The organism is Anabaena sp. FACHB-595, from assembly GCF_048568275.1.
GTDB lineage: Bacteria > Cyanobacteriota > Cyanobacteriia > Cyanobacteriales > Nostocaceae > Trichormus.
Genome location: NZ_CP183473.1, coordinates 5,166,788 through 5,180,870, shown reverse-complemented (window position 1 = coordinate 5,180,870; position 14,083 = coordinate 5,166,788). Strand labels below are relative to the sequence as shown.

At 41.1% G+C, this 14,083-nt stretch carries 15 protein-coding genes; 6 read left to right on the top strand and 9 right to left on the bottom strand.

The window, feature by feature from the left end; all coding sequences use genetic code 11:
* Nucleotides 1–25: 25 nt before the first annotated feature.
* The gene (locus ACN222_RS21645; RefSeq protein WP_010998468.1) at nucleotides 26–2,665 is read right to left on the bottom strand and encodes a TIGR03960 family B12-binding radical SAM protein; all 2,640 of its coding nucleotides are present in this window, start codon (nucleotides 2,663–2,665) and stop codon (nucleotides 26–28) included.
* A 150-nt stretch (nucleotides 2,666–2,815) separates the two neighbouring features.
* The gene (locus tag ACN222_RS21640; protein WP_010998467.1) at nucleotides 2,816–3,154 is read right to left on the bottom strand and encodes an STAS domain-containing protein; all 339 of its coding nucleotides are present in this window, start codon (nucleotides 3,152–3,154) and stop codon (nucleotides 2,816–2,818) included.
* 473 nt (nucleotides 3,155–3,627) lie between these two features.
* Between ACN222_RS21640 and ACN222_RS21635 the strand changes: the two genes are divergently transcribed.
* Both ACN222_RS21635 and ACN222_RS21630 read left to right on the top strand, forming a co-directional pair.
* Nucleotides 3,628–3,834: a hypothetical protein gene (locus ACN222_RS21635; RefSeq protein WP_010998466.1), complete on the top strand. Its 207-nt coding sequence runs from the start codon at nucleotides 3,628–3,630 to the stop codon at nucleotides 3,832–3,834.
* A 215-nt stretch (nucleotides 3,835–4,049) separates the two neighbouring features.
* On the top strand, nucleotides 4,050–5,222 hold the full coding sequence (locus tag ACN222_RS21630) for a pyridoxal phosphate-dependent aminotransferase (RefSeq protein WP_010998465.1): 1,173 nt from the start codon (nucleotides 4,050–4,052) through the stop codon (nucleotides 5,220–5,222).
* Nucleotides 5,223–5,238: 16 nt separating this feature from the next.
* On the opposite strand, the gene ACN222_RS21625 is transcribed toward ACN222_RS21630, so the two are convergent.
* The gene (locus ACN222_RS21625; RefSeq protein WP_044522158.1) at nucleotides 5,239–5,601 is read right to left on the bottom strand and encodes a hypothetical protein; all 363 of its coding nucleotides are present in this window, start codon (nucleotides 5,599–5,601) and stop codon (nucleotides 5,239–5,241) included.
* A gap of 266 nt (nucleotides 5,602–5,867) precedes the next feature.
* Between ACN222_RS21625 and clpS the strand changes: the two genes are divergently transcribed.
* On the top strand, nucleotides 5,868–6,149 hold the full coding sequence (clpS, locus tag ACN222_RS21620; protein WP_010998463.1) for an ATP-dependent Clp protease adapter ClpS: 282 nt from the start codon (nucleotides 5,868–5,870) through the stop codon (nucleotides 6,147–6,149).
* 159 nt (nucleotides 6,150–6,308) lie between these two features.
* Nucleotides 6,309–7,139 carry a CPBP family intramembrane glutamic endopeptidase gene (locus ACN222_RS21615; RefSeq protein WP_044522157.1) on the top strand — a complete coding sequence of 277 codons (831 nt, stop codon included), beginning with the start codon at nucleotides 6,309–6,311 and terminating at the stop codon, nucleotides 7,137–7,139.
* A 13-nt stretch (nucleotides 7,140–7,152) separates the two neighbouring features.
* On the opposite strand, the gene ACN222_RS21610 is transcribed toward ACN222_RS21615, so the two are convergent.
* From ACN222_RS21610 to ACN222_RS21585, 6 genes are all read right to left on the bottom strand, one after another.
* A complete protein-coding gene (locus ACN222_RS21610; protein WP_010998461.1) occupies nucleotides 7,153–8,049 on the bottom strand; it encodes a beta-1,6-N-acetylglucosaminyltransferase in 897 nt (298 codons plus the stop codon).
* A 222-nt stretch (nucleotides 8,050–8,271) separates the two neighbouring features.
* The gene (mdh, locus tag ACN222_RS21605; protein ID WP_044522156.1) at nucleotides 8,272–9,243 is read right to left on the bottom strand and encodes a malate dehydrogenase; all 972 of its coding nucleotides are present in this window, start codon (nucleotides 9,241–9,243) and stop codon (nucleotides 8,272–8,274) included.
* A 282-nt stretch (nucleotides 9,244–9,525) separates the two neighbouring features.
* Nucleotides 9,526–9,738 carry an NAD(P)H-quinone oxidoreductase subunit O gene (locus ACN222_RS21600; protein WP_010998459.1) on the bottom strand — a complete coding sequence of 71 codons (213 nt, stop codon included), beginning with the start codon at nucleotides 9,736–9,738 and terminating at the stop codon, nucleotides 9,526–9,528.
* Nucleotides 9,739–9,868: 130 nt separating this feature from the next.
* Nucleotides 9,869–10,720, bottom strand: a complete 852-nt coding sequence (locus ACN222_RS21595; protein WP_010998458.1) for a DNA-formamidopyrimidine glycosylase — start codon at nucleotides 10,718–10,720, stop codon at nucleotides 9,869–9,871.
* Nucleotides 10,721–10,956: 236 nt separating this feature from the next.
* Entirely contained in the window at nucleotides 10,957–11,169 is a 213-nt protein-coding gene (locus tag ACN222_RS21590) for a photosystem I reaction center subunit IV (RefSeq protein WP_010998457.1), read from the bottom strand.
* A gap of 309 nt (nucleotides 11,170–11,478) precedes the next feature.
* Nucleotides 11,479–12,063 carry a PAP/fibrillin family protein gene (locus tag ACN222_RS21585; RefSeq protein ID WP_010998456.1) on the bottom strand — a complete coding sequence of 195 codons (585 nt, stop codon included), beginning with the start codon at nucleotides 12,061–12,063 and terminating at the stop codon, nucleotides 11,479–11,481.
* A gap of 243 nt (nucleotides 12,064–12,306) precedes the next feature.
* Between ACN222_RS21585 and ACN222_RS21580 the strand changes: the two genes are divergently transcribed.
* Nucleotides 12,307–12,543, top strand: coding sequence for a DUF3134 domain-containing protein (locus ACN222_RS21580; protein ID WP_010998455.1), 237 nt, complete (start codon nucleotides 12,307–12,309; stop codon nucleotides 12,541–12,543).
* 78 nt (nucleotides 12,544–12,621) lie between these two features.
* Nucleotides 12,622–13,731 carry a phospho-N-acetylmuramoyl-pentapeptide-transferase gene (mraY, locus tag ACN222_RS21575; RefSeq protein ID WP_010998454.1) on the top strand — a complete coding sequence of 370 codons (1,110 nt, stop codon included), beginning with the start codon at nucleotides 12,622–12,624 and terminating at the stop codon, nucleotides 13,729–13,731.
* Nucleotides 13,732–14,083: the final 352 nt, after the last annotated feature.

Here is a 14,083-nt window from a genome sequence, read left to right as displayed (position 1 = left end):
CTACTAGCAAGTTACCCTTCAGAGATTATACAGCTAAAATTAGTTGATTGCGATGGATATGTAGAAGATGAAATTCTTCTTTACTCGCTACTATTTCTAGCATAGATAGAGTTTGTTCGGGGCGCAACAGTACACCGTCGGGGCGACAGCTACCTACATAACGCAAAACGGCTGTAGGTTCAATTTCGCTCTCGTGGGTTTTAACTAATTCCAACTCAAACAAACGTGAGCGCAGATTTACTAAATGGCTTTTCCCAGATTTGGTTGTCTGTTCGGACAAAACTTCGTCTTTTGCCAAAATCATATCGATCCAGTTTTGCCATTGTGTAGCATTCACCTGCCTTGAGGCTGCCACCGTAATTACATATTCTGCCCTATCTAATACTTGGTTAGCAGATGGGGATTTTAAATCTATCTGTTCCACACGATAGATTGGTATATCTGGTGGCAGTTCATCAACTAGTTTCCGCACAAAAGCATCTGCTTCTACTAATTGAGTTAATTCGAAATCCACGATTTCACCACTGCTAGTAGCTCCCAAGGCTAAGGCACTAGCTGCAACAATCCGGGGATTGGGATGAAATCCTCCAGTATAAGCAACTGGTAGACTTGCTCTTCTGATGACCCGATCTAGTAGACGCATTAGATCCAAATGGCTGACTAAAGCCATGTCACCTTGTTTACCGAACCAAACTCGTAGTCGTTGTGACTTAGTGGTGTTGGGAACAAACTCACCGGCAAATTCAGGAATTGGCGGTGGCTCGATCACAATGTTGTGACCAAAATCAGTGCCACAAACACCACAGTGAGAACAACCTTCAAATGAGCAGTCTGGAACAATTGCGGCTTCTAGAGCGCGTTTTAAGTCCTCTTGCAACCACTTTCTGTCAATTCCTGTATCTATATGATCCCAGGGGAGGGGAGAGTCTAGGGAGTACTGAGTGAGATTTGATTTTCCCTCATCTTCCTCTACTTCTTCACCTTCCAGAGCGTCTGCATAAAACAGATTCCACTCACCATTCTCTACTAAGCGGTATTTCCAATCTAGACCGGCTTGGGCGATCGCCTGACTCCAAGCAGCGAAAGCTTGATCTAGCCCTTCATACCAGGAATCCATGCCTGCACCTAATTCCCACGCCCTACGCACTACTTTACCTAAAGAGCGATCACCTCTACCGATAAAGTCTTCCATTGCTGAAATGCGGACATCGGTGAAGTTTACCTTTACTCCTCGTAGCTGGCGGAATGCTTGCCGCAACAGGCCTTGTTTGCGTTTAAATTCCGCAGTCGCCACAGAGTGCCACTGAAATGGCGTATGGGGTTTGGGTGTGAAGTTAGAAATTGTAATGTTGAAGTTGAGGGGTCTTCTGCCTCTTTCCCTACATTCTCGCTGTAGCCAACTTACCGTTTCTGCAATCCCGAAAACATCCGCATCGGTTTCTCCCGGTAAGCCAATCATGAAATACAACTTGATTTTATCCCAGCCTTGTTCCCAGGCTGTTTTTACACCTCTTAATAATTCTTCGTTGGTTAAACCCTTATTGACAATATCCCGCATTCTTTGGGTTCCGGCTTCTGGGGCAAAGGTTAGTCCGCCTTGCCGTGTACCGCCCAGGATATTGGCAATGTTTTCATCAAATCTATCTACTCGTTGACTGGGGAGAGACAAGGAAATATTTTCATTTCTTAACCGATTTTTAATCTCCATCCCCACGGCTGGTAGGGACAAATAATCAGAACAACTCAGGGACAACAAAGAAAATTCATTATAACCAGTTGCCCTCATTCCCTGCTCTATTGCGTCCACTACTTTCTCCGGCTCTACATCCCTAGCCGGTCGGGTTAGCATTCCCGGCTGACAAAAGCGACAGCCACGAGTACATCCACGGCGAATTTCTATTGTCAAGCGATCGTGTACGGTTTCTACGTAGGGTACTAGCCCAATAGAATAAGCGGGTATGGGAGTTGCTACTCGCCGCAAGACGCGTTTTGGTACATCTGGGCGTAGAGGCTCCACTGCTCCACCTGCTGTCATCTGATAAAATTGCGGCACGTACACGCCTGGTATTTGTGCCAAATCGAGGAGGAGATTTTCTCTACTCAATCCTGCTTGTTTACCTTCTTCTAATACCAAACCAATTTCGGGTAAGAGTTCTTCCCCATCTCCTAAGGCGAAAAAGTCAAAAAAGTCGGCGTATGGTTCCGGGTTTGATGTTGCTGTTTGTCCACCAGCAAAAATCAGAGGGTAATTGCCTTGTGAGCGTTCTTGCCAAGTAAGAGGAATCCCTGCCAAATCCAACATTTCCAAAATGTTGGTGGCTCCTAATTCATAACTAAGACTAAAACCTAAAATATCAAATTCACTTAGCGATCGCTTGGACTCGACAGCAAACAAGGGTGTATTTGTAGCCCTGAGTTTTGCTGCTAAGTCTTTCCCTGGTAGGTAAGCGCGATCGCATAATTGTCTTGGTTGGGCATTCAAGATGTTATACAGAATGATATGCCCTAAGTTGGATGCTCCGACCTCATAGACTTCCGGGTAGGTTAACACCCAGCGTATGACGGCGGTCTTCCAAGGTTTGTGTACTGCCAGACGTTCGTTACCCAAGTAACGCGCTGGTTTTAAGATATCCGGTGTGATTAAACTTTCAAATGCGACAGCCACTGTGCTAACTTCGAGCTACTTTAATTACAGCTACTCACCTCCAACATTAGCATTGATTAGCTCTTTCAACAGGTTTTGGGGTAGCAACTTAGAACTCCGTTACACTAAGCAGTGCTAAACCAGGTTATTTGTTAATATTTATGGACTGTTTTAATATAATTGCCTTACTACCAAGTCTGCTTCGTGTTCAAAGATTTCAAAAATTTCATTGAGTTGGGTTAACTCAAAAATAATCTTGATTGCCGGGGAAACAGAGTAAAGCTGAAAACCCTTACCCAGGTTCTGAGCTATTTTCAGTGCAGATACTAAAGCCATCAGTCCAGAACTGTCTAAGGATTCAACATCTGCTAAATCCACCCACAAGCTTGATATGTCCTCCTTTGCCAGCGTTTTAGTTAATTCCTGTTCAAATTCCAAAGCATTAGTTGCATTCAGGCAGCCATGAGGACGGATTACCTGAATTTTCGGACACTTCAGTACTGCTTGCATATGAAATCCTAATTAGAGTTACTGAATTGTGGAGCTTGAATTTATTTGAACATAAACTTTTTGCCTTGGCATCGACCATACGTCCTAACTCTCTTTGCTGAATCTTTATGTTTGTTACAGGTCTGTTTAAAGATTGTCATAACTTACTAGGGAAATGTGTTCATATATACTTTTTTTTCATGAGGGTTCCAAAAAAATCAACAATAGTAAGGATACCCAACGAAAGCAATCACTAAAATTTGTGCTACGAAGCTTGACTTATTCGTAAACACTACTTATTGAGCCATATTTTGAGTAGCGATTTAAATGATGAAATCGTTGTAAATCTTCATGTCAAAGCGTGAGTTAAATCAGGAAATACCTACTTAGTTTAAGTGTGATCTAAATCACTAAAATAGACATGACAAGATCACATTTTATACTTAACTTTATCTTGGATAATTTAGTATCACCGAAAGTTGGTTCATACACCTATGAAAACTAGATATGCAATTCGGCAGTTGGTAGAAAAAGCACTGGACATTAAAAAATTGACTCCAGAGATCGAAAACGAGATTAATGTTGAGTTGACTGCTATGGGTCACATCTCTGACGTTGACTACGAAGCCCTAGAATTATTGATGGCAGAGATGGATGCTGGTCGTGTTCAGTTAGTTCCTAGTCTAGGGTTAGGATATTAAATCTGCTCATCACCTTGTTGTTTTTTCTCTGAAAAAATAATTCCGTAATAATTAGTAATACTAAGGTAAAAAAAATACGTAATTAGTAGCAAAAAAAGTCGCTATCACAGTCAAATTTTAATAGCGAATAAACAAAGGGCTGCTGTGATTTATTTACCTAGTGTGGCGTAAACTGTGCTAGAGAGCATCCACTTTTGCATTAGTTACAAGTTGCCATGCAGTTTGCTAAACGTTTAGAAAAAATTCCTCCTTATTTGTTTGCTGAAATTAACCGTAAACGGGAAGCACTAATTGCCAAAGGAGTTGACATTATTAATATAGGGGTAGGTGATCCTGATAAGCCAACTCCTGCTCATATTCTCCAGGCGATGCGTGAGGCAATTGACGACGCTTCTAACCATAATTATCCACCTTATGAAGGTACACAAGAGTTTAGAGAAGCAGCTGTTGAGTGGATGGAACGTCGATTTGGGGTGATGGATTTAAACCCCAACACTGAAGTTGTGTCTTCTATTGGATCAAAAGAGGCTATACACAATACTTTTTTAGCTTTTGTGGAAGCAGGAGACTACACGTTAATACCAGACCCTGGTTATCCCGTATATAGAACTTCTACGATTTTTGCTGGGGGCGAAGCTTTCTCCATGCCTCTGAAAGCAGAAAATAAATTTTTACCCGATTTGGATTTAATCCCTGAGGAAGTTGCCCGTAAAGCAAAAATGTTGTGGATTAATTATCCAAACAACCCTACTGGGGCTTTAGCAACATTAGAGTTCTTTGAGGAATTAGTAGCTCTTTGTCAGCAGTACAGTATTTTGTTGTGCCATGATCATGCTTATTCAGAAATGGCGTATGATGGCTACAAACCACCGAGTGTCCTGCAAATTCCAGGTGCGAAGGATATTGCCATTGAGTTTCACAGTCTATCGAAGTCATATAATATGACAGGCTGGCGGATTGGATTTGCAGTTGGTAATGCCTATGCTATTAAAGGCTTGAGTCAAGTAAAAACGAACGTTGATTCTGGAGTATTTAAAGCAATTCAAAAAGCAGCGATCGCTGCTTATGCCACTGATGAAGTAGAATTACAAGCTGTAATGTCAGTTTATCAAAGTCGCCGTGACATCATCGTTAAGGGATTGCAATCTTTAGGATGGCCTATCGAACCACCAAAAGCCACTCTTTATGTTTGGGTTCCTGTACCGCCTGGATATACCTCTACTGAATTTACTACTTTGCTGTTAGATAAATGTGGTATCGTCGTTCCCCCAGGGGTTGGTTATGGCGCGTCAGGCGAAGGTTATTTTAGAGTTGCCCTCACTATCTCTGATGAACGTTTACATGAAGCGATTCAACGGATGCAGGATGCGGGGATTCGATATGCTTAGTCATTAGTTTTTTCCTTTACTCCCTACTCCCCACACCTTCTTGATAAGCTTGCCAAAGTTGTTGAATAAACTGATGGAGTTGCTGCTTGACTGCTAAGTCTGGTTCTGGTTTTGGTTCTTTGATTAAAATCTGACTCAGGACGGCAATTACTTCTGTGTCTAATGCGTGTCGAAATAGGTTGATGGGCCAAAGTAAGTCAGAGCCATCCCGCAGGTCGATTATTATTGTTGGTTCTGGCGTATAAGTCACTAATAGTAAAGGACGTACCCAGCATAATCGGCGGGAAAGTACAACTTGAATCACTTCTGCATACAGATTTCTGTCGCCATGCTCTAAAGACACAATTTGTCCTGGTTGAAAGTTAACATCTATGTCCATATTCATGTAGGGCAGTGGCAAGAATGAATTTGCAGGTTTCTTCTTCCTTCATTTTAAAAGTGAAAGTGGGGTATTATGGTGAAAACATACTGTAAAATTATTGCAGTATTCGTGGTAATATCATTTTGCCGAGACCGAATAATGGCAAGAAAATTTTACGTGCCATAGAATTTTGATGAAAATGCTATAAAATGGGTAGATAACTGTATAGTGATCACTGTACAGAGCCTGTGTTGTAGTAACTCCAAAAACCAAGAGCAAAAGCTGTGTCAGTCGAAACCATTGAGAAGCGTTCCACATCCCGCAAGCTCGCGCCTCGGTATCGCGTTTTGCTCCATAACGACGACCACAACTCTATGGAGTACGTGGTGCAAGTACTAATCACCACCGTGCCGAGCCTAACCCAGCCTCAAGCTGTGAGCATCATGATGGAAGCCCATACTAATGGGCTAGCCTTAGTTATTACCTGCGCTCAAGAACACGCAGAATTTTACTGCGAAACCCTCAAAGATCACGGTCTTAGCAGCACAATAGAACCCGATGAATAAATCGGTAACCAGGTAAACTTCTCAGTTAGCTCAATTACCCAGGGGTTTTAGAGAAAGCAAATATCTCACCCCCATAATGAATATTGCCAACCGCGCAGTACGGATTACTAATGATTATGTCATCAGTCATAATCTGGAGTGCTGACTGGTGAACTCTATATGAAAAACAGACTTGCTCTTTTAGCCCAGCGTCCAGCCCCAATTAGGCTGGTCTATTTTATTCTCGCTTTATTATTTTTATGGCTACCCTTGGCTGCACCAATTTACTTATTAGTACATGATACTAATTTAGCAAGTATATTGACAATGGTATTGTTGTATGCAGAGTTTATTTTTCTGCTGAGACTTTGGGGTGAAAATGTCTATCAGCAACCGCAAATACTTCGGCAGTATGGTTTAGAATTTACACGGCGTAATGGTGTGGAGATGCTGTGTGGCTTGGGAATGGGGTTGATTAACATTCTGATTTTATTCACTATTGAAGGTTTTTTGGGTTGGCTAAAATGGCAGCAACCAACAATTTTGTTACTCAAGATAGTTTTAGAAGGGTTTTTCGTCAGTTTGGGTGTGGGATTTGCTGAAGAATTGTTATTTCGTGGATGGTTGCTGGATGAGTTGCAACGAGATTACAGTCCACGCTTGGCATTGTGGATAGATGCAGTTACATTTGCATTATTACATTTTATTAAGCCAATAGAAGTCATTATTCATACACTACCGCAATTTCCAACTTTGGTCTTGCTGGGGCTAACGCAGGTATGGGGTAAATGCTGGCGTAGGGGACGATTGGGTTTACCAATTGGGTTACATGGTGGTTTAGTCTGGGGATATTACATTATTAATGTAGGAGGATTGATTCAATATTCAGGTCAAGTTCCTGATTGGGTAACCGGGGTAAATAATAATCCCCTACAAGGAATAATGGGAGTGGTGTTTATGGGTGTACTAGCATTGTGGATGCGAAAGCAAGGTCTGAAAGTACTTCATTAACAAGCCATTTCATTCAAGCAATATTATCATTGATAAACTTAATCACTTCGTCTGAATCAGGGGCAAATTTCCTCGCAAAAAGTACTTCACCGTATCCACCTATACTATGGTTGTAAATTGCGTCCATACCTTTAAAGTCTCGCACTATTTCTACGGTTATATATTCTGGGTGTGCTGTATCATTCCACTTTGTAAAAGTGAGATTAGGTTTAACTTTTGTTAGAAAATCGGAATTAGCTAATATCGTATGAAAAAATGATTCATCAGGAATTAACGCAGTTTGAAAGAACTTTAATATTTCTGGGTTTTTAGCAATGAAATTCAATATATAGTTGCAAGCATCTCCAGATAAAGCCCACCATTGACTACCAGCATATGGTTTTAACTCACCTAAAGATTTTCTATAGTTACGTTGCCAATGAAATAAATCATTGATAATACAATTGATTACCCTCCTGAATGCGCGCAAAACTATATTCTTAGAGGAAAAGCTGATTCGATATTGATATAGCCTATTTAAATTTTTAGAGGCTTGCTCATTAGGTAATTCTACCAAATTTATAAACTCTGAGCCCTTGTTTTTGGAAAAAAAATCTTTAATATATTGTGCATTTTTAAGAGGATAATCACTTCCACTAATCAAGATTAAATAGTCGAAGTCTTGTTTATTTAAAGCGGTTTTCATTAAATCTATAGTAGCTTGTACTATAGAAAATTCGCCCCAAAAAATATTTCTTCTTTCTTGGACAAAAGTAACTTTATTACTGATAAGATTAGCCTGAAAAGGTAATATATTGCTCTTGCCATCTATGTGTACAAAGAAATGAACATCTGAAGTATCAAGAGAGCTAATCAGTTTTTGTAAATGGTTAGGGTTGTTATGTGCTAATATTAAATATGCTAAATTCATTGTTAATGTATTAATTATATAAATAATTTTTCTATTGTTCAGTTCTGCGTAATGTTAGGCAAATACGTATTTGCAAAAATCATTTTTTAAAAAACCTAGTTTCATAGAACTTGAAACATACCAATATTTTTAAAATATATATCTCAGGTTAGACATTCTTATATCATCAAGAAGTATTAGTAATGAGTATACTTATCAAGTGACGCTCAAATTTTATTGATATCAGCTATTCTGGAGAGAACGCCATCGCTCAATATTTTTCTGCACTGATTTAGCCGAGATATGTAAAGCTTCTCTTTCACTATCACTGAGATTTAATTCTATTACACTCTCAATTCCATTTAATCCCAACCGACAAGGAACACCAATCACTACATCTTTTAAATCGTATTCGCCTTGCAGATATATAGACACAGGTAACAGCCGGGACTGATTCAATAAAATTGATTCCACCATCAAACTTGTAGCTGATGCAGGTGCAAAAAACGCGCCACCAGTCTGCATCAATTCCACAATTTCCGCACCACCATTACGGGTTCTTTCCACTAACCTTTCTATTGTGACTGCATCCAACAATTGTGTAATGGGGATACCATTAACTGTGGCGTAACGAGACAGGGGAACCATCAAATCCCCGTGGCTACCCAATACCATTGCTTTGACATCCGCAGGTAATACCCCTAATTCTAAAGCAATAAAAGTTTCAAATCTTGCCGAGTCTAACACCCCAGCCATACCCATGATGCGGTTACGGGGTAAACCTGTGGCTTCCCAAGCTAAATAAGTCATCACATCCAAAGGATTGGTGACTACGATAAAAATAGCATAGGGAGAGTAGGCGATCGCTTGCTTTGCTGCCTCAATAACAATCTTGGCGTTAGTTCTCAACAAATCATCCCGACTCATCCCTGGCTTGCGGGGAAATCCGGCTGTTATGACAACGATTTGCGAACCAGAGGTATCAGCATAATTATTTGTGCCGATAATCTGACGATTATGCAATTCAATACCCCTAGCTTCTAATAAATCTAGTGCTAATCCTTGAGGTATACCCTCAACAATATCTAATAGCACCACATCTGCTAAATTTTTCTCAGCAATACGTTGAGCTAAAGTGCTACCAACCCTACCAGCACCAATAATGGCGACACGAGGTAGACAATGCAAAATTGGGGAGTCTGGAGAAGAAAACATGGTTCGAGTAGAATTGCATCCTTAAGCTATGACGCTTTTAAATTACATACTCACTTGTATGGTTTGTTGACTGCTGAAAGTTAACTGTCAACCGTCAACTGTTAACAGCCAACACGAAAAGATGTGGAAGTTAAAACAAGGGCAGCTTACACTATCCACATTAACAACTCAGATTAATTCGTAACTCGTAATTCGCAAATTGTAATTTGTCATGGGGTTAATTGGCTGGAAGCAAGGAAACTCAAAATTAATCAGCTAAAGTCTCTTTCCTCACTCCCCGCTTTAGAATGATTCAATTTGATCCAAACGTAACCAGATATTTGGCGTTGGTACCTGTCCAAACATGACCAGCGCGTAATCACCTTTGATATCTACGACTTCACCCTTTGTTTCAAACAAGTAAGCTGGAAAGCGAGTATCGCTGGCTTTCGCTTCTACACTATTTTCTAGTTTCTCGCGGATAGCGCGAACCATCTCGCCTTTTTTAACTGGCATAAATCCCCTCTATTTTTTTAATCGGCTTATAGAGGATTTTAGCTTGCAGTCGAGTACAAAAGTTCAACTCACCAAGGGTGCAACAAGTATCAATACTTTCGATGGAAACAATTATGTTTTTTATACACCCCTAAACTTGACACTGGCGGCAAAAATGGCTGGATCTTCCACCTAACTTGATGCGCTGAATTACATCACCACAAACTTTACATGGTTCCCCCGCGCGATTGTACACCCAGGCGACACCACCATAATTACCATTGACCCCTTTAACGTTGAGGAAATTACTAAAAGTTGTACCACCAGCCTCAATACTGGTTTCCAAAACTTGAATAATCGCCGTTCGCAAAAGCTTAATTTGCTTTAACTGCACTTCTGTACATAGAGTTTCTGGTAACACACCACTTTTAAACAATGCTTCGTCAGCATAGATGTTACCTAATCCTGCAACAACCGACTGGTCTAATAGGGCGGTTTTGATGGGACGGCGACGATTATGCAGCTTATTTGCTAAGTACTCAACAGTAAATTCAGGTGAAAAGGGATCTACAGCAAGTTTAGCTAAACCAGTAATCACGCTTTCTACAGCTATTCCTGGTGGAACCCACCACATTTGACCGAAAGTTCGCTGGTCAACAAAGCGTAATTCCTGCTCTTCCTCAAAAAATATTCTTACCCGCGTATGCTTGTGTAAAGGCTCATCTTGGTTTAGCCAAAGTAATTGACCAGTCATCCTCAGATGCACACCTAGCCAAGGGATGGAAGTAGTGGAGGGAGACGCAGAGAGTTCCGCGAGGAGATATTTACCGCGACGATGCCAAGTACTAATGGTACTCCCGGTAATCCCATTCAAAAAATCACCAACAGAAAAAGGGTGGGCGATGGTGCGATGAAGCAACACATCTCCACCCGTAATTTTTCGGTTCAGGGTTAGTTGGTTTAAACCCCGCCGCACTGTTTCAACTTCAGGCAATTCAGGCATTTAAGCGGATTGAGCAAGCAGTGGGAATACTTTTTGGAAATTAAAACGAGAAAGAATATAGACACTTTAAGTTTTGGTTGCACTACCCAGCAGAATCCGTAAATATCCGCATGGCGGTTTGTATACGGTAGAGTAGGCTGAGGTGAAGAATGAAAAATTATAATTTCATACTTCGTATCTATAATTTTACCCTTCTCCCATCATCCCATTAAAGAATCCCTTTGAGGCTTGGTGGCTTATTTTTTAGCCTTAGCTTTAGGTGCTTCCACTTCGATTAATTCATCTACAGCAAAGTTGTTGGTGTTGATGCCGGCGTAGTTTACCTTATCAAAGCGGACAATTACTGGGTATTTGATGCCACTTTGGTCAACAGAAGCTACAGTTCCGACATCTTGGAACCAGTAGGATTCTGGGCGGAGAATACGTACTTTAGAACCACGTTGAACCATGAGTATCTTCCCTTTTAGTTATCAATTGCCAATATATAGGGCTATTTGATTTCACTCTACATCTTGAACGCCATCACTAGAGGCTTTGTTAAGTTATTTGTCTGATTGGTTAGTTTTCATCTGTCAGTTGTCAGTTGCTCATAGTCAACAGTCATTAGTTTTTCTCGATTTTTTGCCTCTAGTGTCAATCTCCTCCTTTAGTAACTGTTCCCTTGCCAATCTCAGCCTTAAGATGGGGGTCAGACCCTCCTTGACAAAGGTTAAATGATCGCGTAACTTCGTTCGCAAACATATTTTTAAGAAAAAAACTTATGTTTTGCTTAAAACAAACACACTACCCTCGTTACCCCTGCCAATGCGTAAATTGTTATCTATGTAGGTGATATCTAACCATCCCTGCTGTGTATCACTTTTAATCAGTACATCTAAAGCAGTGAACTTTTTACCAGCTTCGATTTGTTGGATAAAATCTCCTGGGGAAGTGTACCCGATTAATCGTTGTAAACCCACGATGGAACGTTGGAATTTCACTTGGACACGCCGTTCTGAAACTGGCTCAAATTTGGCAGCTACGCTAACTAATCCTTCGAGATAAGGTAAGCCATAAATCTCTGCTATGTTGTAAACGCTGGTAGTTTCTACCCGAATACACTGATAAATTTGTCCAAGTTTATATACAGGTACGCGATCTAAGTTTAAAAGAGCTTTGCTGGTGGTGTATAGTAGTCGCCAATTGCCTTCTAGTAAATTGGCAGTTTCTACTGGACGCGGTGTAGGATTGAGGTCTTCTAATGTAGCGATCGCTGCTAAGATAGCCTGTTTCTGCTGTTCACTAGCTAATAAACCGCGATTAGTCCCGGCGATCGCATCTAATAAAGCTGTTTTTTTCAACATCACATTCCTTTAACAAGCGTCATTATTAAACTCACATTAAATTGATATTAATGTCCTATGTATGGAGGTGGAAAATAACTAAAAATCTATTCCCAATTAGTTTATCTTTATTAAATAAATTATTTTTGCCAGCTTGCGGATTTATCAATCCAATAGTTGAAGAAATAACTAAATTATCCCGTCTCAAGTGATAGACTGCTTAATGTCTAGTTACATAAGTCTTTTTGCTCATTAGATATCGATATGTTGAATTCTCCTTTACGTGAAGAACCTCGTAACCAGCGTGCGGCTGTCATCCCTCTAAAGCAAGAATCTTCCCTATTAGATTGGTTGCAAGCCAACGGTCGTCTGATTTCCCGCGACGTTCATGAACCAGATTTTTCCGATGAAGAAGAAGAAATATCAGAGTTCCTGGGTGGAGAAGATGGCATCGATTACCTTGATGATGATGACGACGATATCACCATAGACGAAGATTAGTCTTTTGAGACTGGGACTCTGTTATATATAGTCCCTATAATTCAGTTTTATTAAAGTGTGGAGTGAAGGGAAACTTTTGTGGACGCTAAATTATCGCCTAATCAAGGATTAAATATTTCTGGTATTGGTCTAGCTTCTTCCTTAGCCGCCGGGCTAGGCATAGCAGCTTTAACTTTGGATTGGATGGCAAACAGAAATCCCTGGCAAGGTACATCGCTGACCTTGCCCCTGTTGCTATGTACTATTGCTTCAGCTATTGCAGGTTACTTTGTAGTGCCTCTACTGCAAGCACTGAAAACTGGGCAAATCATCCGTGAAGATGGCCCTCAAGCCCATTTGAAAAAAGCCGGCACACCCACAATGGGGGGGATATTTTTTATTCCTGTTGCCGTGGTAGGTGCTTGTGTACTGTCTAACTTTGCCACAGAAGTACTTGCAGTCTCGGCTCTCACCCTCAGTTATGGGCTAATTGGTTGGATTGACGATTGGCAAATTTTGCGCCGCAAGTCCAATAAGGGTATATCCCCCCGGATGAAATTGGCTTTGCAAATCGGTTTTGCAGCAGCCTTTTGTTTATGGTTAATGTTTAATCAACCTGCTAATATTACGAGTATTGCTTTACCCTGGGTAAGCTTTGCCCTACCTTTGGGATTTTTATTCTGGCCTTTGGCTGGCTTTGTCCTCGTGGCAGAGAGTAATGCAACTAATTTAACTGATGGTATTGATGGATTAGCCGGAGGAACTGTAGCGATCGCCTTACTCGCATTAGGTGCTATCGTTGCCCCAACATCCCCCGCATTAATGGTTTTCTGTGCAGCTTTAAGTGGTAGTTGCTTAGGTTTCTTAGCTCACAACCGCAACCCAGCCAGGGTATTTATGGGTGATACAGGTTCCCTAGCACTAGGAGGTGCTTTAGCGGCTGTGGCATTACTAACTAACAGTTTAGTAGCCCTGTTTATCCTCAGTGGCATCTTCTTCGTCGAAACCCTTTCTGTAATGGCACAAGTAAGCTATTACAAAGCCACCAAAGGCCCCGATGGGAAAGGCAAGCGCCTCTTGAAAATGGCTCCTCTGCACCACCATTTAGAATTATCAGGCTGGTCAGAATTACAGGTAGTTAGCTCATTTTACGTGATAGCTGCCATCTTAGCCGCCATCTGTCTGGCGATCGCCTCCGGTGGAGCATAGCTCATCGCCCCATTCTGAATATTTCACAAAATTAATCATCAACAAGAAATAACTCTCTGCATATACAGAGGGTTATTTTTTGTTATTCGGGTATTTTGGGCTTTCCGTATACCTGATATAGCTGTTGACGGTTGACTGTGAGGCAGTCGCAGTCTTGGCGCTTTGCGTCGATTGCGAACTGCCGAACCCGGAGGGTTGTCTGTTGACAGACTTGGAAGCCTTTTATTGTCAGGGTTTTATCTTAGCTTGATGTCCTAATCTATCTGGCTACGGCTATAAATTTGTAAGTCCGAGTGGATGGGGTATCATCACTCTCAAAATCTCGAACATCCAGACGGAAAATATATTGTTA